Below are 19,675 nucleotides of genomic sequence, written 5' to 3'. Positions count from 1 at the left end.
TTCGACGGTCACGAGATGGGCGTGGCGTCCCATTATTCGTCCCGACGAACCGGATCCCGTCTACAGCGGCCACAACAGGGACACCACGTTCCGCGTGATTGGATAGAGCGATGCTGCACGGTCTCTGGTCCCTCGACGCGGGCCTGATGCTGTGGGACGACGAGACCACTACCGGCGAAGAACCTGATCTCCCCGCAGTCCATGCCCGAGCACTGACCCGTACCTTCCGCCGCCGGGCATCTGTCTGCTTTCCTCCTGTCGGTGGCGCGGAACCGAAAACTGTCCAGATCCCCGCCGTCGGGTTGGCGCCGCCCGAGGCTGCGGAACTGCTGCTCCGAACACCGGCGTCGCACGACGGGATAGCCGGAGACCTCCGATACCTCGGAGTTGTCGCGCAGGGGATCGAGCGGTGGGCGCGGGCCGGACGAGTAGTACCTGCATTGATATTGACTGACGGACAGTGGTGGCCTCGGTGGAACCTTGTCGGCGGAGAACGTCAACGTGCGTGGCTCAGCGAACTCGCGGTGACGATGCCGTCGGTGCAGCGTCAGGTGGACAGGCCGAAGAAACTGCTAGAGCACATACTCTCGGAGCTCACCGATCCAATCGTGAGATCGATTCTGGGTAAACCGGATTCGGAGCATCCGATGTTGGCGGCGCTCATCGAGGACGAGCCCTATCTGGAGGGTACGCAACAGATTTCGGCGCTGCTGGACAAGTGGCGCGGCAGTCTCTCCGTGGATGAACCCTCGTTGGTGCTGCGGCTCATCGAACCGGACGACGAATCGGAAGGTGAAGACTTCGGCGAGGAGTCGTATTGGACCCTTCAAGTGTGCCTGCGTTCGGATGGTGAAGCGCCGGTTCCGGTTCCGATGAATCGACGGGTAGACGCCACCCTGCTCAGTACCGCGGTCCGCAAGCTCGGTGAGGCCGTGGCTGCATATCCGCGACTGCGCGATCTACCATCGCTGCCGGACAGCCTCGATCTGTTACTTCCGACGTCGGTGGTGATCGACCTCGTCGAGCACGGAGCTACCGCGCTGCAGGCGTCGGGAACTACTGTTCTGCTGCCGCGTGCGTGGACCAGGTTGGATCCGTCGATGCGGCTGCGCGTGGATTCGCCCGGCGTCACAAAGGCTGCCGAGAATCGTTCCGTCGGCATGGACGAGCTGGTGTCCTACGACTGGCAACTCCAATTGGGCGACATGGTGCTGACCGAGGCCGAGATGAACAAGCTCGCGGTGTCGAAGGGCGATCTCGTCAAACTTCGGGGCCAATGGGTCTTCGCCGACGGCAACCAACTGGCGCGCGCAGCCCGGTACGTCGCCGAGCATCACGGGGACGGCACCCCGCTGTCGAAGTTGATGCGCGAGTTGACGCTCGCCGAGCCACCGCCCGCACCGATCGAGGAGATCACCGCGTCGGGCTGGGCGGCGACGTTGCTCGAGCCCAATGCCAAGCCCGAGCCGATTCCTCTGCCTGACGGCGTGCACGCGACACTGCGGCCGTATCAGCAACGGGGACTCGAGTGGCTGGCGTTCATGAGCAGGCTCGGACTCGGTGCCGTGCTGGCCGATGACATGGGACTCGGAAAGACACTTCAGGTTCTCGCATTGTTGGCGCACGAGCAGAGCCCGACGCCGACGTTGCTCGTTGCACCGATGTCGGTGGTCGGAAACTGGCAGCGCGAGGCCGCGAAGTTCACCCCGGCACTTCGGGTGATGGTGCACCATGGGCCGGCGCGACTGAAGGACGACGACCTCGACAAGGCCATCGCCGAGCACGACCTTGTCGTCACCACCTACGCGTTGATGGCGAAGGACCGCGCACAGCTTGCCGAACAGAACTGGCGCCGAGTGGTTCTCGACGAGGCGCAGCACATCAAGAACTCGGGCACCGTGCAGGCCAGGGCCGCGCTGGCCATCCCGGCCGATCACAAGCTCGCACTGACGGGAACGCCCGTCGAGAATCGACTCGACGAGCTCCGTTCGATTCTCGATTTCGCGAATCCCGGCATGCTCGGTCGTCCGTCGGACTTCCGGAAGAGGTTCTCGGTACCGATCGAGCGCGAGAAGGACGAGGGCGCGGTGTCTCGCCTACGAGCAATCACGTCGCCGTTCATCCTGCGACGCGTCAAGACCGACCCGACGGTCATCTCGGATCTGCCCGAGAAGAACGAGATGACCGTGCGCTCGAACCTCACCGCCGAACAAGCCGCGCTGTACAAGGCAGTGGTCGACGAGATGATGGCGCAGATCGCCGATGCGAAGGGTATGAAACGCAAGGGTGCTGTGCTCTCGGCGCTGACCCGGCTCAAGCAGGTGTGCAACCATCCCGCACACTTTCTGTCCGACGGTTCGCCCGTGCTCAAGCGGGGTCAGCACCGGTCGGGGAAAATCGGACTCGTCGAAGACATTCTCGACTCGGTACTGGGTGACAACGAGAAAGTGTTGCTGTTCACGCAGTTTCGTGAGTTCGGGGAGATCGTGGCACCGTACTTTGCCGAGCGGTTCGGCACCCAGGTGCCGTTCCTGCACGGCGGTGTCAGCAAGTCCAAGCGAGACGCAATGGTCGAGGCGTTCCAGGGCGAGCACGGCGCGCCGATCATGTTGCTCTCCCTCAAAGCCGGTGGCACCGGCCTGAACCTGACTGCGGCCAACCACGTCGTACATCTGGATCGCTGGTGGAATCCTGCTGTGGAGAACCAGGCAACAGACCGCGCCTTCCGTATCGGTCAGCGCAAGAACGTTCAAGTGCGAAAACTGTTGTGCGTCGGCACCGTCGAGGAACGCATCGACGGGATGCTCGGTTCCAAGCAGGATCTCGCCGATCTCGCGGTGGGCACCGGTGAGAACTGGGTGACGGAGATGGACACCGCTGAACTGCACGAGCTCTTTCGTCTCAGCGAGGACGCGGTGGGGGAGTGATGGCCGACTTCAGTCAGTACGGCAAGCGTCGACAAGCCAAGGGCGGCATCGAGGCTCGCAACAAGCGCGGCGCGTTCGGGGAGACGTGGTGGGGCCGCCACTTCGTCACGGCGATGGAAGACTTGGCCGACCCCGGCCGGATCGCCCGCGGACGGACGTATGCGCGGCAGGGCCAGGTGTTGAACCTGGGCGTCGAGCGCGGTCAGATCTACGGCCAGGTCCAGGGGAGTCAGCTCGAACCCTTCTCGGCGTCCGTCACGGTCGAGCCGCTGACGCAGGGCGAGGTCGAAGCCCTGATGGCACGGGTGCGATCGAACCCGGGAATGCTGGCCGAACTCGCGTCGAACTCTATCCCGCAGGCGCTCGCGCCGACGTTGCTGCCGCATCACAAGGGGCAGTTGGACTTCGACTGCAGCTGCCCCGACGACGGGTGGCCGTGCAAGCACGCCGCAGCGCTGATGTACATCGCGTCCGAGCATGTCGACGCCTCGGCCACGACAATTCTGACGCTGCGGGGTGTCGATCTCGACCAGCTGATCGAGGGCGTCGGCGAGTCGGAGGTCGAGTTCGATGCGGGCGATTGGTTCGGCGATCGAGCGGCATTCCCAGCCCTGCCGAGGCCGGACTTCTCGCGGGCGATCGACGATCTGGACCCGATGATTCTCCGGCGTGCGCTGCGGGCGACCGGCGCCGAGGAGTCCGAAGTCAAGCAGGCCGTCGCCGATCTGGCGCGGTTGTACGATCGCTTGTGAGCGCTCCGCGCATGTGTGCGGAAATACGTCCCAGGCGACGTATTTTCACGCACATGCCGTCGGCCTCCTAGACATACATGGATGTCCGACTATAGGATGGGCACACTTAATATTCTCGCATCGTTAGGACGAACCATGACTCGCGAACTGACCCACTTCATCGGCGGCAAGCACGTCCCCGGAGAGTCCGGCAACTTCGGCGACGTTTTCGATCCGAACACCGGTGAGGTCCAGGCCAAGGTGCCTCTCGCCAGTGACGCCGAGGTCGAGGCCGTCATCGCGGACGCCGAGCAGGCGCAGCGCGAGTGGGCGAGCTGGAATCCGCAGCGCCGCGCCCGCATCTTGATGAAGTTCCTGCAGCTGATCAATCGCGACATGGACAAGCTTGCGCGGCTGCTCTCGAGCGAGCACGGCAAGACCTTCGCCGACGCAAAGGGCGACATTCAACGTGGCCTGGAGGTAGTCGAGTTCGCAGTCGGCATCCCGCATCTGCTCAAGGGTGAGTACACCGAAGGCGCCGGGGGCGGAATCGACGTCTACTCGATGCGCCAGCCTCTCGGCGTCGTCGCAGGCATCACGCCGTTCAACTTCCCCGCGATGATCCCACTGTGGAAGGCCGGTCCGGCGATCGCCTGCGGAAACGCATTCATCCTCAAGCCGTCCGAGCGGGACCCGTCGGTGCCGCTCGCCCTGGCGGAGCTGTTCCTCGAAGCAGGTCTGCCGCCCGGCGTCTTCAACGTCGTCAACGGCGGGAAGAACGCTGTCGACGTGCTGCTCAATGACGATCGTGTCAAGGCGATCGGTTTCGTCGGCTCCACCCCGATCGCTCAGTACATCTACGAGACCGCGGCCAAGAACGGCAAGCGCGCCCAGTGCTTCGGCGGTGCCAAGAACCACGCGCTCGTCATGCCCGACGCCGACCTCGACCAGGTCGCCGACGCCCTCCTCGGTGCCGCGTACGGCTCGGCCGGCGAGCGCTGCATGGCCATCTCGGTTGCCGTGCCGGTGGGTGAGGAGACGGCCGATGCGCTCGTCGCCAAGCTCAAAGATCGCATTGCCACGCTCAAGATCGGTCGCTCCGACGACGACGAGGCGGACTTCGGACCACTCGTTGGCAGCGATGCTCTCAAGCGAGTCAACGACTACACCCAGATCGGCGTCGACGAAGGCGCCGAACTCGTCGTCGACGGCCGAGGCTTCAGCCTCGAAGGACATGAGAACGGTTTCTTCGCAGGCGCCACCCTGTTCGACAAGGTCACCTCCGACATGCGCATCTACAAGGAAGAGATCTTCGGACCTGTTCTGATCGTCGTGCGTGCCAAGGACTACGAGGATGCTCTGCGTCTTCCGACCGAGCACGAATACGGCAACGGTGTCTCCATCTTCACTCGCGACGGTGACACCGCCCGTGACTTCTGCTCGCGCGTTCAGGTCGGCATGGTCGGCGTCAACGTGCCGATCCCGGTCCCGATCGCGTACCACACCTTCGGCGGCTGGAAGCGTTCCGGCTTCGGTGATCTCAACCAGCACGGCCCGGACTCGGTGCGCTTCTACACCAAGACCAAGACCGTCACGCAGCGGTGGCCGTCGGGAACCAAGGAAGCGGCCGCAAATCATTTCGTCATCCCGAACATGGACTGACCCATGTTCCAATTGACCGAGGACGAGCGGGCGATCAACGAGACGGCGCGAGATTTCGCCGACGAGTTTCTCGCGCCCAATGCCATCGAATGGGATCAGAACAAGCACTTTCCGGTCGACGTGCTGCGCAAAGCAGCCGGACTCGGCATGGGAGGCATCTACATCGGCGAGGACGTCGGGGGATCTGGACTGACGCGTATCGATGCCGTCCGGATTTTCGAGCAGTTGGCGACGGGGGATCCGTCCATCGCGGCATACATCTCGATCCACAACATGGTGACGTGGATGATCGACACCTACGGCAATGTCGACCAGCGCAAGCAGTGGGTGCCCGGCCTCTGTTCGATGGACCAGCTCGGCAGTTATTGCCTCACCGAGCCGGGTGCGGGTTCCGATGCTGCGGCACTTCGCACCAAAGCTGTGCGCGACGGCGACGAGTACGTGCTCAACGGTGTCAAGCAATTCATCTCCGGTGCAGGGACATCCGATGTGTACGTCGTGATGGCCAGAACCGGTGAGGCCGGGCCCAAAGGAATTTCTGCGATCATCGTGCCGAAGGAGACCGCCGGTCTGTCGTTCGGTGCGAACGAGAAAAAGATGGGCTGGAACGCTCAGCCCACCCGCCAAGTCGTCTTCGAAGATGTTCGTGTTCCGGCGGCGAACATCCTCGGCAACGAGGGCGATGGTTTCCGGATTGCGATGAACGGCCTCAACGGCGGCAGGCTCAATATCGCTGCCTGTTCCATCGGCGGAGCCCAGAGTGCACTCGACAAGGCTGTTGCCTACTTGCGGGACCGTAAGGCGTTCGGAAGTCGGTTGTTGGATTCGCAGGCGTTGCAGTTCCGGTTGGCGGATATGAAGACCGAACTCGAAGTTGCGCGAACGATGCTCTGGCGTGCTGCGGACGCCTTGCAGGAGAATGCATCGGACAAAGTCGAACTGTGCGCGATGGCAAAGAGATTCGGCACCGACACCGGCTTCCAGGTCGCGAACGACGCACTGCAGTTGCTCGGCGGTTACGGGTATCTCGCGGAGTACGGTGTGGAGAAGATCGTCCGCGATCTCCGTGTCCACCAGATTCTCGAGGGAACCAACGAGATCATGCGGGTCGTCGTGGCCCGCTCGATTGTGGGAGCAGCATGAGTGAGCCAGAAGTTTTGTTAGAGGCGAAGAATGGGATCGGCCGTATCACTCTCAATCGGCCGAAAGCGATCAACGCCCTCAATCACGACATGGTCAAGCAGATCGCGCCGCAGCTCGAGGCGTGGGCAGCCGATGACGACATCGAACTGGTCCTCCTCACCGGAGCGGGCGAGCGCGGTCTATGTGCGGGCGGCGACATCGTCTCGATCTATCACGACGCCAAAGAGGGCGGCGGTGGATCGAAGGACTTCTGGCGCGAGGAGTACACCCTGAACGCGGCCATCGCGCGCTTCCCGAAGCCGTACGTCGCGATCATGGACGGAGTGGTGATGGGCGGCGGCGTGGGTCTGTCCGCACATGCCAACGTTCGTATCGCGACCGAACGATCGAAGATCGCGATGCCCGAGGTCGGGATCGGGTTCATCCCCGACGTCGGAGGCACGTATTTACTCTCGCGTGCACCCGGCGAGCTCGGCACGCACCTCGGCCTCACGACGTTGCGAATGAACGGGGCCGACGCGATCGCTGCCGGGTTCGCCGATCACTACATGCCGTCTGCGAACCTGGAGAAGTTCTACACGGCTCTCGAATCGGGGTCGCTGTCGGACGCTCTCGCCGAGTTCACCGAGGAGGCTCCCGAGTCGGCGCTCGACGCATCTCGGGAATGGATCGATCGGTACTACAAAGCCGAGACCGTCGAGGAGATAGTGGAAGGCCTGCGCAGCAGCGCAATTCCCGAAGCGGCGAAGGCGGCAGCGGACATCGAATCGAAGTCCCCGGTGTCGCTGAAGGTGACGCTTCGCTCGCTGCGTTCGGCTGCCGCGGCGTCGACGCTGGAGCAGGTGCTGGACGAGGAATACCGCGTTTCGCTTGCGTCGCTCGAATCGCACGACCTCGTCGAAGGGATCCGTGCGCAGGTGGTGGAAAAGGATCGAAACCCGCAATGGAACCCGCCGACCCTGAGCGCCGTGACGCAGGCGGACGTCGACCGATACTTTGCACCACTCGGAAGTTCGGAACTTGGATTGCAGAAGGGCTTGGAGGCCAACAGCGATGAGTGAGAAAACAATCGGTTTCATCGGTCTCGGACACATGGGCGGCCCGATGGCCGCGAATCTCGTCAAGGCTGGTTACACCGTTCAAGGTTTCGACCTCGTACCCGCCGCCCTGACGCAGGCCGAGGCGGACGGCGTCACCGTCGTCGACTCGGCTGTTGCGGCAGTGAACAACGCGGACATCGTTGTCACGATGCTCCCCAACGGACGCCTTGTCCTCGGGTTGTACGACGAGCTCCTGCCGGTCGCAGCTGCCGGCACCTTGTTCATCGATTCGTCGACCATCGATGTCGCCGATGCCCACGCCGCCCACAAGAAGGTCCACGACGCCGGTCATCGCAGTCTCGATGCTCCGGTGTCCGGCGGCGTTGGGGGAGCGGCCGCAGGAACGCTGACGTTCATGGTCGGTGGATCGGAAGAGGACTTCGACTCCGCTGCAGCAATGTTGGCCGTCCTCGGCCGCAAGGTCGTCCACTGTGGACCGGCGGGCAACGGCCAGGCCGCGAAGATCTGCAACAACATGATTCTCGGTGTGTCGATGATCGCCATCAGCGAGGCATTCGTTCTCGGTGAGAAGCTGGGGTTGAGCAATCAGGCTCTGTTCGACGTGGCTTCGACGGCGTCTGGCCAGTGTTGGGCTTTGTCCACCAACTGCCCGGTGCCAGGACCGGTCCCGACGAGTCCTGCAAACAACGACTACAAGCCAGGGTTCGCGGCTGCACTGATGGACAAGGACCTCGGTCTTGCCGCTAATGCATTGCGTGACAACGGTGTCGAGGGAGCCCTCGGTTTGCAGGCAGCCGAGATCTACTCGAGATTCAAGGAGACCTCTGGCGGCGGCACGGACGTCGACTTCTCCGGCATCATCAACGACATCCGCGAGCGTTCGACGGGATCTGCCGAATGAGCGACTACCAGACGATTCTGCTCGAGCGTCGCGGACGCGTCGGGATCATCACGCTCAACCGTCCGAAAGCTCTCAATGCGTTGAACTCCGAGTTGATGCGCGAGGTCGTTGCTGTTGTCGAGGATCTCGACGCCGACGAGGGTATCGGCGCGATCCTGATCACCGGTTCGGAGAAGGCCTTTGCTGCCGGTGCTGATATCAAGGAGATGCAGCCGAAGTCCTACATGGACGTCTACCGTGAGGATTTCTTCACTGCCTGGGACCGGCTCACCGCAGCACGAACACCGATCATCGCAGCGGTGTCCGGGTACGCGCTGGGCGGCGGCTGTGAACTTGCCATGCTGTGTGATGTGCTGATCGCCTCGGACACAGCGGTGTTCGGTCAGCCCGAGATCAAGCTCGGTGTCATTCCCGGAATCGGCGGCTCGCAACGGTTGACTCGCGCGGTCGGCAAGGCGAAAGCCATGGAGATGGTTCTCACCGGACGCAACATGAAGGTCGAAGAAGCGGAGCGGGCAGGGCTGGTGTCGCGAATCGTTCCTGTTGCGGATCTGCTCGACGATGCAATTGCCACTGCGACGACTATCGCCGAGATGTCGCTGCCGATCGCGATGATGGCGAAAGATGCCGTGAATCGATCCTTCGAATCCTCGCTGGCGGAGGGAGTTCGGTTCGAGCGGCGATTGTTCCACTCTGCGTTCGCCACCGAGGACCAGAAGGAAGGCATGGCAGCCTTCATCGAAAAGCGCAAGGCGACGTTCGTCAATCGCTGACGTGTAATTTTGTGCCGAGACGGTCAGCCCTGCTGATCCACCGACAGTAGGGCTGCCCCTCGGGCGGAGACAAGTTCGGGTTTCTGAGGTACGAGAGTTTTCAGGCGGAGCCGTCGTTCGAAAGCAGAACCGATGGATGAGACGTTCGCGCCGCCGCCCAGCAACACGACCGACGCGGGTTTGGCGCTCGAGAGCTCGATGGTCTGCTCCACCACCATCGTTGCGTAGCGCACCGGGCCGGCGATGATGCTGTCGAAATCCCCGCGGGTGAAAACGTGATTCTCGCTGTTGCCGTCGTGCGCGTTGACGACCCCGTCCTCGCTCAGGCGTTCCTTGATGGATCGGGACGAATCTACGTCGAGACGTACTCCGTTGGTTGCAAGGTGGCGCCTGACCAGGTGATCCAGGTCATCTCCGCAGAAAGTGGCCGTTCGCCTCGATGCGACGGTCGCTCCAGTGGCGAGATCTACCACCGATACCGTCATTCCGGTACTTCCCAGGTCGCACAGCACCGTCGAACCGTGCGCGGGGACGGTCCCGGTGAATCGAAGGTACCGAAGCTGGGCAGCGGTTTCAGGCACGAGGTGTGACGCGGTGGAGTGACGGTGAGCGCTGATGGCGTCGGCATCCTCGGCGAGCCTGTAGGCGATGGCCGAATAGTGCACGGGCACGGACAGTCTCGATGCCACCGAATGTAGGGCCGCGACACCGTCGGAGATGGTGGATGCCAATGTTTGGCCGGGGTTGCGCCGAATCGTTCGAGAAGCAACAGGCGCACGATGTGGACTGTCCACGTAGGTCAGAATTGCACGCGCACCATGTGCACCCGCACCGACTCCCACTACCAACACTCTTTACTCCAACCTGGGCGCGGCCCCCGCCACGTTCAGTGACATTCCATCACGGATCTGCCGCAAGGCGTCACTCACCAAGCCGGCGTTGTGCCTGTGTCCTCGAAATCACCGGCAGTGCGCCTCAGTTCGGTCAGGATGCGAACGAGTGATGTCAGTCGATCCTTCGCCAGACCGGGCTTGCTGAACACCTGATCGTTCAGCTTTTCGGTGGCATCGACAGCCAGTGTTCTGCCGGTATCGGTGATTTCCACCAGCGTGGTTCGTCGATCGCTCGGATGCGGAGTACGCCGGACGTAACCGGCGGCTTCGAGGCGATCGACAGCGTTGGTGACGCTGGTGGGGTGCACTTGTAGGCGCGCGCTCGCCTTGGCCATCGGGATTGCGCCGTTCTTCGTGAAGGTCAGCAGCGTCAGCAGTTCGTAGCGCGAGAACGTCAACCCGGTGGGTTTGAGAACTTCCTCCACCCGGGCGAGCATGATCTGCTGGGCGCGCATCAGCGAAGTGACAGCGGCCATTCCGTCGGCGACGTCGCCCCAACCGTGCTTGGTCCACTGGCGATGGGCCTCTGCAATGGGGTCGAGTGGAAGCGGTGACGATGCAGACATGTCATCCATCCTCCCATGAGGTGCGGTGTGGTGCGGCTGCGCCGCCCGTGCGCGTTTGATGACCCTCCCGTGTCATCAAACGCTCACCGGGGGCAGCCGCATTCGAATCACGCTGAGCGAAATCCTGGTGTCAATCCGCTTGTCACGGCATATTTGTCTCCGATGCGGGTGTGGCTGAGTGGCTAGGCACCGGCCTGCAAAGCCGTTTACACGGGTTCGAATCCCGTCGCTCGCTCCATCATCGAGGCCGGCCAGAAATGGCCGGCCTCGATTCGCTTGCCAGGCGTCCGGGAATGGTCGCGAATGTCCCAGCCGCTAGTTTTGTGGATTCCAGGGCGGCGCGACTCCCCAGCCCCAGCGGGGAACAGGGGCGTCCTTCGCCACCTCGGCGTGTGGCTGAGAGTTGGAGAATGCAAGACGCGTTCCCCATTCGGTGTATGCGAGGAGTGCCGACCGGAATTCAGGGTCCTCGGGTAGTTCGGCATCGTCGGCCGCGACGGACATCAGCTCGACGAACCGGCGTCGCTGCGCTGCAGTGATGCCCAGGTCGGTGTGGTGCGCGAGCATTCGGCGGTACCCGCCGAGAGTCGTGGTGTAACGGTCGGGTCCGCCGAACACCTCGATCCACCAGAGAGTGACGTGTGCGCGGTGTTCTTCGGTGACGCCCCCGGGGAACATCGGTGACAGTAGTGAGTCGCGTTCGAGACGGTCGTAGAACGCGTCGAGCAACCGACGAAACGCATCGTCCCCACCGGCCCAGCTGTAGAGCGTCGGTATCGCCATTATCAATACAATACACAACTGTATTGTATTGGCAAGGTAAGTTGCGGACTATGGTGAACAAGACCGGCCGCGCTCGCGACACCACGATCGACGACCGTGTCCTCGCCGTCGCAGCCCGCTACCTCGCCGAATCCGGATACGACGCCATGTCCGTGCACCGCGTGGCAGCCGACGCCGGAACCACTCGGCAAAGCATCTACCGACGCTGGCCGTCCAAGGCCGCGCTCGCAGAAGCGGCGGTCAACACTGTCACCGAAGTGACACCGGCCGAACTCCACAACGAAGAACCTTTCGACGCTCTGGTCCGCGAACTCATTACCTTCGAATCGGGCGTTTCCAGACCTGGCCGAATGGCTCTGGTCGGGACGATGTTGCAGGAGGGCACCGCTGCCGACGTGCGCGACCGCTACCGGGCAAACGTCGTCGCCCCACGGAGGCAACGCATTCGAGCGATATTCGAACGTGCTCAGCGGGCCGGCTGCATTCCGTTGGACGCGGATCTCGAGATCGTCGTCCCGATGGTGACTGGCTCCTTCTACGGTCGCGCCCTCGCTGGAGATCCAATTCCCAGGCACTGGCCGCAGCGGACGGCCGCACTCGTCTGGCGGGCGGCGGGTGGAACTCTCGGGTCTTCGGCCCCTCAGAACTGATCTCCGCGGTTGGTAACACCAGTTCGATCGCGTGCTTGCGTTCGAGCGCGCTCGAAGTCGTAGCTTCGTCGTCATGAACCGAAACAACTGGATCATCACTGGCGCATCATCGGGACTGGGCAGGGCGTTGGCCGAGGCAGCACTGGCGGCGGGGGACACCGTCGTTGCCGCGATGCGCCGACCGGAACGCATCGACGACCTGGTGGAGGCCAACCCCGACTCGATACTGCCGGTGCAGTTCGACGTTCGCGAGGCGTCTGCTGCGGTGAACCTCGTCGAAGCGGCTGTCGGGCGGTTCGGTCCCGTGGATGTGCTCGTCAACAACGGAGGCGTCGGACAGATCGGTGCTGCAGAAGAAATCGACGATGCTCGCCTGCGAAACATGCTCGACCAGCACCTGTTGGGCCCCGCGGCTCTGACCCGAGCGGTGTTGCCGGACATGCGTGAGCGAGGGTGGGGGACGATCGTGCAAATCAGCAGCCAGGGCGGACGTATCTCGTTCCCCGGCGCCGGGTCGTACTCGGCCGGAAAGTTCGCGTTGGAGGGTTGGTCGGAGGCGTTGGCGGGTGAGGTCACGCCATTCGGTATTCGTGTGCTCATCGTTGAACCGAGTCGATTCCGGACAGGGTTCAATGCCGCTGACGTGCTCGAACTTGCGGATCCGAGCGAGGCATACGCAGACATGCTTGGTGCGATTCGAGCGGACATGCTCGCGGCCGATGGGAAGCAGGAGGGCGATCCGGTACGTGCCGCCGAGATCATTCGCAGTCTGGTCGATGCCGAGTCCGCACCGCTCCGAATTCCGTTGGGGCGCGAAGCCGTAAGACGGCTTCGTCACGCGTACCGACGCAGTCTGGACGAGCTCGACCGTTACGCCGAACTATCTGCCGGTGCGGACTTTCCCGGCCTCCCCGAGTCCGTTCGTCCTGTCTAGATCGACCGAGAGGTTTACCGTTACGTGATGGCGACCATTGACCTGATGGACAAAGCACTGGCAGCGCTGACCGACGTGAATGTGTCGGCAACGGAAGTTGTTCATGGCCTGTTGAATCCAGGTGAGGTGACTGAGCCCCTCGGAATTTCTGAGGTCGCCGAACTACTAGATGTTTCGCCACATACCCTCCGCTACTACGAGAGGTGTGGCTTGATCGAGGTGAATCGCGATAGAAACGATCACCGTCTGTACGACGCCGCGGCGGTGCGTAGGCTTGTTTTTCTCACCCGAATGCGGTTGTCCGGCATGCCGATGCGCGATTTGCAGCACTATGTCGAATTGGTCGACCGCGGTGAGGAGACGGTGCCGGAACGACTCGATCTGCTGATCGAGCACCGCGACACCGTCAGGCGGCGCATCCGCGAGTTACAGCTGTCGTTGGTCGCGACGGAATACAAAATCGCGACGTACGGAGGAGCGACTGGTCCGTGACAGGCAGGTCGATGATGTTCACCGCAGAAGGTCGGGGACGCCCCCGCGCTGATCCGCGGCATTGCTCCCCCGCTTTCCGGCGAGCGACTGCCGATTCTGTGTTGCGGCCGAGACCAACCAGGCCATCGCCTCGGTGTCGGTCGGTAGTTCTGCCTCGGCGAGGACGGCGTCGTCGGCGTCCCACAGCTGGTTAGTTGCCATGTCTCGATGTTCGGCTTCGTACCTGTGGACTCCGCTCGCATCCTGCTGAAAAATCGCTGTGAGTGTCGGACCGCGCGCGTACGTTGTGGTGGTCCGAGTGTCCATCGCCGATAGGAGAGTTTCACATGCCCGTCAAGGATTATCTGGTCGACGCCCCGTGCTGGATCGACCTCACCAGTTCCGATCCCGGCCGCGTTATCCCTTTCTACGAGAGCCTCTTCGGTTGGCACGCGGATGTCAGCGACGATCCCGAATACGGCGGCTACACCACCTTCCTTCGCGATGGCGTCAGCATCGCAGGTCTCGGGGGCCAGATGCCCGGCACGACGGTCACCGACGTGTGGAACACCTACATCGCATCCGACGACGCCGAGGCCACCGTCGCGAAGGTGACGGAAGCAGGCGGGCAGGTGCTGTTCCCCCCGATGCAGGTAGGCGATCAGGGAAAATTGTCGCTCGTCGTCGACGCGGGTGGTGCGGTCACCGGCATCTGGGAGGCAGGCCAGCACCGCGGATATGGCACGTGGGGTGAGCACGGGGCGCCGGTTTGGCACGAACAGTTCACCCACGACTACGCCGCTGTTCTGCCGTTCTACGAATCGGTCTTCGGATGGACGTACGGCACACTCGGTGATTCCGACGAATTCCGATACTCGCAGGGCATCGTCGGCGGCGACATGGTCGCGGGCATCATGGACGGCGCACGCATTCTGCCAGAGGGCACCCCGTCCCAGTGGCGTTGCTACTTCGGCGTCGACGACACCGATGCCGCTGTCGACAAAGTAGTAGAACTCGGCGGAACACTCGTCGACACCCCGGAAGATTCGCCGTTCGGACGGGTCGCGGGAGTCACGGACCCACTGGGGGCTCGGTTCCAGATCGCGTCGATAGTCCAATCCGCATAAGCGGTCACTCGCGCTGGACGCGCATGGCCGAGCATCCCACGCTCGTGCCGGTCACTCGCTGCAGCGCGATCATCGGCCCCCACGGGCCGATGACCCATGCCGGCCACGGGTACAGGAAGTCACCCGTCGCGATCGAGGTGATGGCCCAGATCGACAGGCACACGATTCCGACGCTTATCCAGGTCAGCAGCTCGCGGGTCATCGGCAGACGATTCTGGGCAGGCCAGACAGGTGCGGCGGCCGGGGGTATCGCTGGCAGGTCTTCGAAGATTACGTCCAGATCAGACAGGTTCACGGCCGCATAGGCCTGCGCCGCGCGTATGTCGAATTCGTCGATCGCAAGCCGTCCCGACGCAACATGGTGGGTCAACTTTTCGACGGCCTGGTCGCGCTGGGCGTCGGACAGTCTCAGGGTCGACTTTTCTGAAGTCGGTCGGTCCGGCATCGGAAATCTCCAGTCCGTCACAGACAGTCCACTGTGGAACGTCATTGATTCAGAATCGACCTCCCATTGTGGAATGTCAAGGTGTGTGAAGATGGATCGGTGACCGAAGCGCACCAAGAACTCAACGCGACAGCGGCGTCGTTGCTCGGTTTTCTACACCGAGGGCCGATGACGGGGTGGGACCTGCACGCCACGGCCGAAGTCTGCATCGGCGGATTCTGGACCGTGACCCGCAGTCAGGTGTATCGCGAACTGGCGGCGCTCGCCAAACGAGGACTGATCGCCGAAGGTGATGTCGGCGTGCGTGCACAGAAGCCGTTCACCATCACGGCGGGGGGCAGGGCCGCTTTTGCCCACTGGATCGACCGCGAGCCCGGGGAGGCCAACATTCGGCACCCGCTGCTGCTGACCATGGCGTTCGCGGAACACCTGGAGCCGGGGAGGCTCGCGGCGATACTTGTCGCCCATCGTCGTAGGCATGCAGAGACGTTGGCCGAGTATCTCGCGCAGCGCGCCGCCTCGGCCGAAAATGCTGTATTCGATTTGGCAACACTCGATTTCGGCATACGGTACGAGCAAGCGACACTCGACTGGTTCGATGCTTTACCAGCAGAGATGTCAAGCGAGTAGTGCAGGCGCTCTGGCGACGGTCACGGCCCAGTCCGCGCTCGGGTGCCAGGGGCGCAGATCCCATGTGGAGAACCGGTGCTCGGTGCGCAGCCCGACCGAGACGAGATCGCCGTCGAACATTTCGGTCGTGTACTGCCTGTCGGTAGCGAATCCGGCGACGAACACTCCGCCGGGGGACAGGTGCGAAGCGATCCGCTCCAACGCTGACCGCTCGGTACCCGGAGTCATGAACACCATGACGTTCCCCGCTGCGACGACGGCGTCGAACTTCTGCCCCAGATCGAGTTGCGTCAGATCTGCCTGATGGACCGTGAGGTTCTCGTGCTGACGGGCCGCCTCGACGAACACCGGATCGAGGTCGACGGCAGTGACCGAATGTCCACGTCGAGCCAATTCTGCGCCGAGACGTGCTGTGCCGCAACCAGCGTCGAGGACGGTACTACCCGGCGCCAGAAGAGCGTCGACCATCCGGGCTTCACCGTGCAGATCGACACCGTGTGATTCGAGGCGCGCGAAGCGATCGATGTACTTCCGGGACTGCGCCTCGGTGTTTTCGCTCTGCCAGCGTGTCGGAGCCATGCCGCCACCCTAGCGGTCTGCGTGCGATCGACTCTGTCGGCAAGGTGACCGAATGCCGCACTCGTTCCGCAAGGTGACCGAACGACGCATTCGGTCCGAAAACCCGGGTAACCGCACCTCAGGCCACCCCGAACCTCCGGTCCACCTCGGCGCCGTCGAGGCCGAAGTCGTCGAGCGTGTACTTGTGAACAGGTCTGCGCCCACCGCTCCGACTCTCGGCATGCATCGAGCCCATCGCACTGCGTGCGTCGTCGGTGAGCTCGAGGCCGAAGTATCGGTAGGTCTGATCGACCGTACTCAGCGGGTCGGCGACGAAATCGTGGTAATCCACGTCGAAGAACTGGGCAGCATCGGCACGCGAACGCGCAGCGGCGAAGGTGTGCACCCCGCGTTCCCACAGATCGAGTTGAGTACGACCGATGACGCCGCCGGCGAACTTTGTGCTCCATCCTTCGGTTGCATGCTCGGCGAGGCTGCACATCGACGGCATGATCGTGCGCGGCTCACGGTGCGTCTGAATGACGAGTGCGTCGGGATAGACCTGTAACAGTTCGTCCAGTGCAAAAAGGTGGCTGGGGTTTTTCAATACCCAGCGTCGATCTGTGTCGTGTAATCCGATGAGCTGCAGATTCTTACGGTGACGTTGGTAGGTCGGTAGCCAGCTCTGCTCGGCCAGCCACGATGAATATGTCGGCAAGTAGGCGAGGCATTCGTAAGCGACGGAGTGCACCGATTGGCGCAGAAGCTGCCAACATTCCTCGACTTCGGCAGCTGACATGTAGTGCACCCCCATGAACTCGGGATGCTCGATGTGATGCTGGGCAAAGCCTTTCTCGATCTGTGCGAACACCGGATTGGCTTCCCATGTTTCGCGAGGTGGGCGTGGCTGCGGCATCTCGGTCAGCCACATCTCCAGTCCCTGATGCGCTGGATCCACCGTCAACAGTCGGTGCAGCGCAGTGGTTCCCGTTCTGGGTAGCCCGGTAACGAAGATCGGCCGTTCGATGGTTACTTTTGCATGCGCAGGATTCTGGGTCCAGGCGAGTTCGCTCAGTTGACGAGCTACCAACGCTCCTCGCAGGAAGAAGCGGCTCATCTTCGATCCGAGCGCGGTCAACTGCGCGTCGCGATGGTACGAGTCGAGAAGCACGCCGAGCGCCTCGATGTAGTCGTCGGGACCGAAGTCGTCGAGACCGGTAGCTCTTCTCGCCGACGCGTGCAGATCCTCGACGGTGCCGACGTCGGTGCGCTCCATGCTGGTCATCGAAATGCTCCTAGTGGTGGTATTCGCCGCAGTTGACGTCGAGACACTGGCCGGTGATCGCGCGCGCGAGCGGGGATGCAAGAAAGACCACCGCGTCGGCTATCTCGTCGGGCTCAGGCAACCGGCGCAGATCTATGGTCGAGGCGGTCTGCTCATAGATCTGCTCGGTCGTCGTACCGTACTTCTCGGCCATGTGTGCGAAATATCCCTGCAGGGTGGAGCCCCAGATATAGCCGGGGGCAACGGTATTTACGCGTATTCCCTGGGGGCCCAATTCGCTCGCCAACGTCTGAGACATTGCCAGCAGCGATGCCTTGGCGATCTTGTAACTGCCGTACTTGGGTTGCGAATGCCTGAGGACTGCCGAGTTGATCATCACGATCGACCCGCCGGTCTCCGCCAATGCCGGAGTGAGCAATTGCGACAGTCGCAACGTGCCGAACAGAGACAATTCCAATCCTCGACGGATGGTGGACTCGTCGGTGTGCGCGAGGTCTTTCATCGACGGGATTGCGAAGGCATTGTTGACAAGAACGTCCACGTGTCCGAAGGCATCGACGGCAGCGGCGGCAAAGGCTTCCGAGGACGCAATGTCGGTGATGTCCACCGAGACCGCGACGGCTTTCCTGCCCATTGTCTCGATCTCGAGCGCAACCGTCTTCAGATAACTTGCGGTGCGAGCGGCGAGCACGACATCGGCGCCCGCTGCCGCACTACGCAACGCGATCGACCGACCGAGAGACGGCCCGACGCCGGACACGACGACGACCTTGCCTTCCAGCATCATCCCAACATCCGCATCATCCCAACATCCGGTTCGCGAAGGCATCGCGTCGTGCCTCGATGCGCAGCGCGAAGTCCTCGGGACTGATCTTGTTGTCCTCGTAGAAGGGCAGTCGGGCAGACACCTGATCGAAGTCGACAACCTCGACAGTCGGTCCATCTGCTGCGGTTATCTCACGGGACACTCGCTGCCATCGGAACTGGGCGTACCCGCGGCGATGGCCGGTCGTCTCGATCCAGTTGGTCACTTGCGGATTGTGTGCACTCACAACCAGCCGAATGTTTCCGTCTGGGTCGGTCTGCGCTTGGTCTGCTGTCAGCGAAGTTTGGTGGTGAATGTAATCGAGCGAGATGTACCACATGCTGCCGAGTTGAAAACCTTGATACGGCGCATCGGATTTCGGGACGGTGATGATCATTGCTTGATCGTCACGGAGATCGTAGTGCCCGGCCGACGAGTACTGCGTACTGAGCCCGCCGGGCGTCAGGCGCGGCTCAGCGAGAGTATTGACCTCGAGATTCAAGTAGAACCACTGGGGAAATTGCAAGAAGGTGCGCAATCGGCCGAGGAGCATCTTGCCTGCCGTCGAATACCGCTTTGCGACGGCTTCTTTCGTTCGACCCGCGGGCACTTCGCCCTCGCTTCCGACGCGCCGAATCTTCAGAGTCCCCCGGTCCGCTGACCAGTCGCTGTATACCTCACGCACGACGATCATCGACGATCCATCGCTGAGGGTGAAATGGTTGGGCAGATCGGAGGGTCGTCCGAAGTGAAGTTCGAATGTTCCGTCGGGTGCGATATCGATGGATCGATCGTCGAACGCGGTGAGGCTGTCGGGTACGTCGACGGGGGAGTAGTCACCCTTCAGGATCTGGAAGCTCAGATCCGTTGTAGTTCCGCGGGTGCCGGACACAACGTATTCGCAGCGGTCGCTGACGTTGGCGTGGAAGTACAACGTGTCGGGGTTGTCCAGGCCCATCTTGGTGTACGGCCCGGTAGACGAGGCGAAGAACGGGAACTGTGTGTCGTATGCCCATGCCATGTGCAGCGAGGCTTGAATGCTGCCGGCGAGATAGTCGTACCCGTCGACGAGATCCTGATCGTTCCGAATGTGCGGCGCACCTTCGATGATCTTTTCAGCTGCCGCTATGGCCTCTGCGAGTGAATCGGTGAGCACACCCATCTCCTCGTGATTTTGGTGGTAAAAATCCGTGCCGATCCGGTAGAACAGGTTCCAGAAATGACAATAGAACGTGTTGCTGGGTGGGTCAATGGTTGCCCGTACCTTGCCGCTGATGGATCGTGAGCACTGAAGTCCGTCGCCGATGCGGTCACCGAGTCTACGGGAGGG

21 protein-coding genes and 1 tRNA gene are annotated in these 19,675 nt (G+C 62.4%); 13 read left to right on the top strand and 9 right to left on the bottom strand.

Features of this window, described 5'->3' with window-relative positions; genetic code table 11:
• The first annotated feature begins 110 nt into the window (after positions 1 to 110).
• The 7 genes from QMK17_RS20580 to QMK17_RS20550 all read left to right on the top strand — a co-directional run bounded on the left by QMK17_RS20580 (position 111) and on the right by QMK17_RS20550 (position 9,198).
• Complete coding sequence (locus tag QMK17_RS20580) at positions 111 to 2,927, top strand: DEAD/DEAH box helicase (protein WP_283511154.1); 2,817 nt, start codon at positions 111 to 113, stop codon at positions 2,925 to 2,927.
• Entirely contained in the window at positions 2,927 to 3,679 is a 753-nt protein-coding gene (locus tag QMK17_RS20575) for an SWIM zinc finger family protein (RefSeq protein WP_283511153.1), read from the top strand. Before QMK17_RS20580 ends, QMK17_RS20575 begins: the two co-directional genes overlap by 1 nt.
• A 135-nt stretch (positions 3,680 to 3,814) precedes the next feature.
• The gene (locus tag QMK17_RS20570) at positions 3,815 to 5,320 is read left to right on the top strand and encodes a CoA-acylating methylmalonate-semialdehyde dehydrogenase (RefSeq protein ID WP_283511152.1); all 1,506 of its coding nucleotides are present in this window, start codon (positions 3,815 to 3,817) and stop codon (positions 5,318 to 5,320) included.
• Positions 5,321 to 5,323: 3 nt separating this feature from the next.
• The gene (locus tag QMK17_RS20565; RefSeq protein WP_283511151.1) at positions 5,324 to 6,463 is read left to right on the top strand and encodes an isobutyryl-CoA dehydrogenase; all 1,140 of its coding nucleotides are present in this window, start codon (positions 5,324 to 5,326) and stop codon (positions 6,461 to 6,463) included.
• Entirely contained in the window at positions 6,460 to 7,524 is a 1,065-nt protein-coding gene (locus tag QMK17_RS20560; RefSeq protein ID WP_283511150.1) for an enoyl-CoA hydratase/isomerase family protein, read from the top strand. Before QMK17_RS20565 ends, QMK17_RS20560 begins: the two co-directional genes overlap by 4 nt.
• The gene (gene mmsB, locus QMK17_RS20555) at positions 7,517 to 8,425 is read left to right on the top strand and encodes a 3-hydroxyisobutyrate dehydrogenase (RefSeq protein ID WP_283511149.1); all 909 of its coding nucleotides are present in this window, start codon (positions 7,517 to 7,519) and stop codon (positions 8,423 to 8,425) included. Before QMK17_RS20560 ends, mmsB begins: the two co-directional genes overlap by 8 nt.
• A complete protein-coding gene (locus tag QMK17_RS20550) occupies positions 8,422 to 9,198 on the top strand; it encodes an enoyl-CoA hydratase (RefSeq protein ID WP_283511148.1) in 777 nt (258 codons plus the stop codon). The genes mmsB and QMK17_RS20550 overlap by 4 nt, the downstream gene beginning before the upstream one ends.
• A gap of 23 nt (positions 9,199 to 9,221) precedes the next feature.
• Here the strand turns inward: QMK17_RS20550 and QMK17_RS20545 are convergent, their stop codons facing one another.
• Both QMK17_RS20545 and QMK17_RS20540 read right to left on the bottom strand, forming a co-directional pair.
• Positions 9,222 to 10,049 carry a hypothetical protein gene (locus QMK17_RS20545; protein WP_283511147.1) on the bottom strand — a complete coding sequence of 276 codons (828 nt, stop codon included), beginning with the start codon at positions 10,047 to 10,049 and terminating at the stop codon, positions 9,222 to 9,224.
• 74 nt (positions 10,050 to 10,123) lie between these two features.
• Complete coding sequence (locus tag QMK17_RS20540; protein ID WP_283511146.1) at positions 10,124 to 10,657, bottom strand: MarR family winged helix-turn-helix transcriptional regulator; 534 nt, start codon at positions 10,655 to 10,657, stop codon at positions 10,124 to 10,126.
• A 164-nt stretch (positions 10,658 to 10,821) separates the two neighbouring features.
• On the opposite strand from QMK17_RS20540, the gene QMK17_RS20535 reads away from it, so the two are divergent.
• Positions 10,822 to 10,895: transfer RNA gene (locus tag QMK17_RS20535), tRNA-Cys, on the top strand.
• Positions 10,896 to 10,972: 77 nt separating this feature from the next.
• Here QMK17_RS20535 and QMK17_RS20530 read toward each other — a convergent pair.
• The gene (locus QMK17_RS20530) at positions 10,973 to 11,440 is read right to left on the bottom strand and encodes a group II truncated hemoglobin (protein ID WP_283511145.1); all 468 of its coding nucleotides are present in this window, start codon (positions 11,438 to 11,440) and stop codon (positions 10,973 to 10,975) included.
• Positions 11,441 to 11,490: 50 nt separating this feature from the next.
• On the opposite strand from QMK17_RS20530, the gene QMK17_RS20525 reads away from it, so the two are divergent.
• The 3 genes from QMK17_RS20525 to QMK17_RS20515 all read left to right on the top strand — a co-directional run bounded on the left by QMK17_RS20525 (position 11,491) and on the right by QMK17_RS20515 (position 13,516).
• Positions 11,491 to 12,090, top strand: coding sequence for a TetR/AcrR family transcriptional regulator (locus tag QMK17_RS20525; protein WP_283511144.1), 600 nt, complete (start codon positions 11,491 to 11,493; stop codon positions 12,088 to 12,090).
• Between the two features lie 73 nt (positions 12,091 to 12,163).
• Positions 12,164 to 13,024, top strand: a complete 861-nt coding sequence (locus QMK17_RS20520) for an SDR family NAD(P)-dependent oxidoreductase (RefSeq protein ID WP_283511143.1) — start codon at positions 12,164 to 12,166, stop codon at positions 13,022 to 13,024.
• A gap of 27 nt (positions 13,025 to 13,051) precedes the next feature.
• Complete coding sequence (locus tag QMK17_RS20515; protein WP_283511142.1) at positions 13,052 to 13,516, top strand: MerR family transcriptional regulator; 465 nt, start codon at positions 13,052 to 13,054, stop codon at positions 13,514 to 13,516.
• Positions 13,517 to 13,534: 18 nt separating this feature from the next.
• Here the strand turns inward: QMK17_RS20515 and QMK17_RS20510 are convergent, their stop codons facing one another.
• A complete protein-coding gene (locus QMK17_RS20510; protein WP_283511141.1) occupies positions 13,535 to 13,717 on the bottom strand; it encodes a hypothetical protein in 183 nt (60 codons plus the stop codon).
• Between the two features lie 125 nt (positions 13,718 to 13,842).
• Here QMK17_RS20510 and QMK17_RS20505 point away from each other — a divergent pair, with 125 nt between their 5' ends.
• Positions 13,843 to 14,622 (top strand): VOC family protein, encoded by a 780-nt coding sequence (locus tag QMK17_RS20505; protein WP_283511140.1) that lies wholly within the window; start codon positions 13,843 to 13,845, stop codon positions 14,620 to 14,622.
• A gap of 4 nt (positions 14,623 to 14,626) precedes the next feature.
• On the opposite strand, the gene QMK17_RS20500 is transcribed toward QMK17_RS20505, so the two are convergent.
• Entirely contained in the window at positions 14,627 to 15,067 is a 441-nt protein-coding gene (locus QMK17_RS20500; RefSeq protein WP_283511139.1) for a DUF1707 SHOCT-like domain-containing protein, read from the bottom strand.
• Positions 15,068 to 15,166: 99 nt separating this feature from the next.
• Here QMK17_RS20500 and QMK17_RS20495 point away from each other — a divergent pair, with 99 nt between their 5' ends.
• Entirely contained in the window at positions 15,167 to 15,697 is a 531-nt protein-coding gene (locus QMK17_RS20495; protein ID WP_283511138.1) for a PadR family transcriptional regulator, read from the top strand.
• On the opposite strand, the gene QMK17_RS20490 is transcribed toward QMK17_RS20495, so the two are convergent.
• The 4 genes from QMK17_RS20490 to QMK17_RS20475 all read right to left on the bottom strand — a co-directional run bounded on the left by QMK17_RS20490 (position 15,686) and on the right by QMK17_RS20475 (position 19,501).
• Positions 15,686 to 16,276: a class I SAM-dependent methyltransferase gene (locus tag QMK17_RS20490; protein WP_283511137.1), complete on the bottom strand. Its 591-nt coding sequence runs from the start codon at positions 16,274 to 16,276 to the stop codon at positions 15,686 to 15,688. The genes QMK17_RS20495 and QMK17_RS20490 overlap by 12 nt on opposite strands.
• Before the next feature lie 118 nt (positions 16,277 to 16,394).
• Complete coding sequence (locus tag QMK17_RS20485) at positions 16,395 to 17,540, bottom strand: sulfotransferase family protein (RefSeq protein WP_283511136.1); 1,146 nt, start codon at positions 17,538 to 17,540, stop codon at positions 16,395 to 16,397.
• Between the two features lie 10 nt (positions 17,541 to 17,550).
• On the bottom strand, positions 17,551 to 18,369 hold the full coding sequence (locus QMK17_RS20480; RefSeq protein WP_283511135.1) for an SDR family oxidoreductase: 819 nt from the start codon (positions 18,367 to 18,369) through the stop codon (positions 17,551 to 17,553).
• Positions 18,341 to 19,501 (bottom strand): hypothetical protein, encoded by a 1,161-nt coding sequence (locus QMK17_RS20475; protein WP_283511209.1) that lies wholly within the window; start codon positions 19,499 to 19,501, stop codon positions 18,341 to 18,343. The genes QMK17_RS20480 and QMK17_RS20475 overlap by 29 nt, the downstream gene beginning before the upstream one ends.
• Positions 19,502 to 19,675: the final 174 nt, after the last annotated feature.

This window comes from Rhodococcus sp. G-MC3 (assembly GCF_030063335.1).
Lineage (GTDB): Bacteria > Actinomycetota > Actinomycetes > Mycobacteriales > Mycobacteriaceae > Rhodococcoides.
The sequence above is the reverse complement of the archived record's forward strand: the minus strand, read 5'-3'. Positions and strand labels throughout refer to the sequence as shown.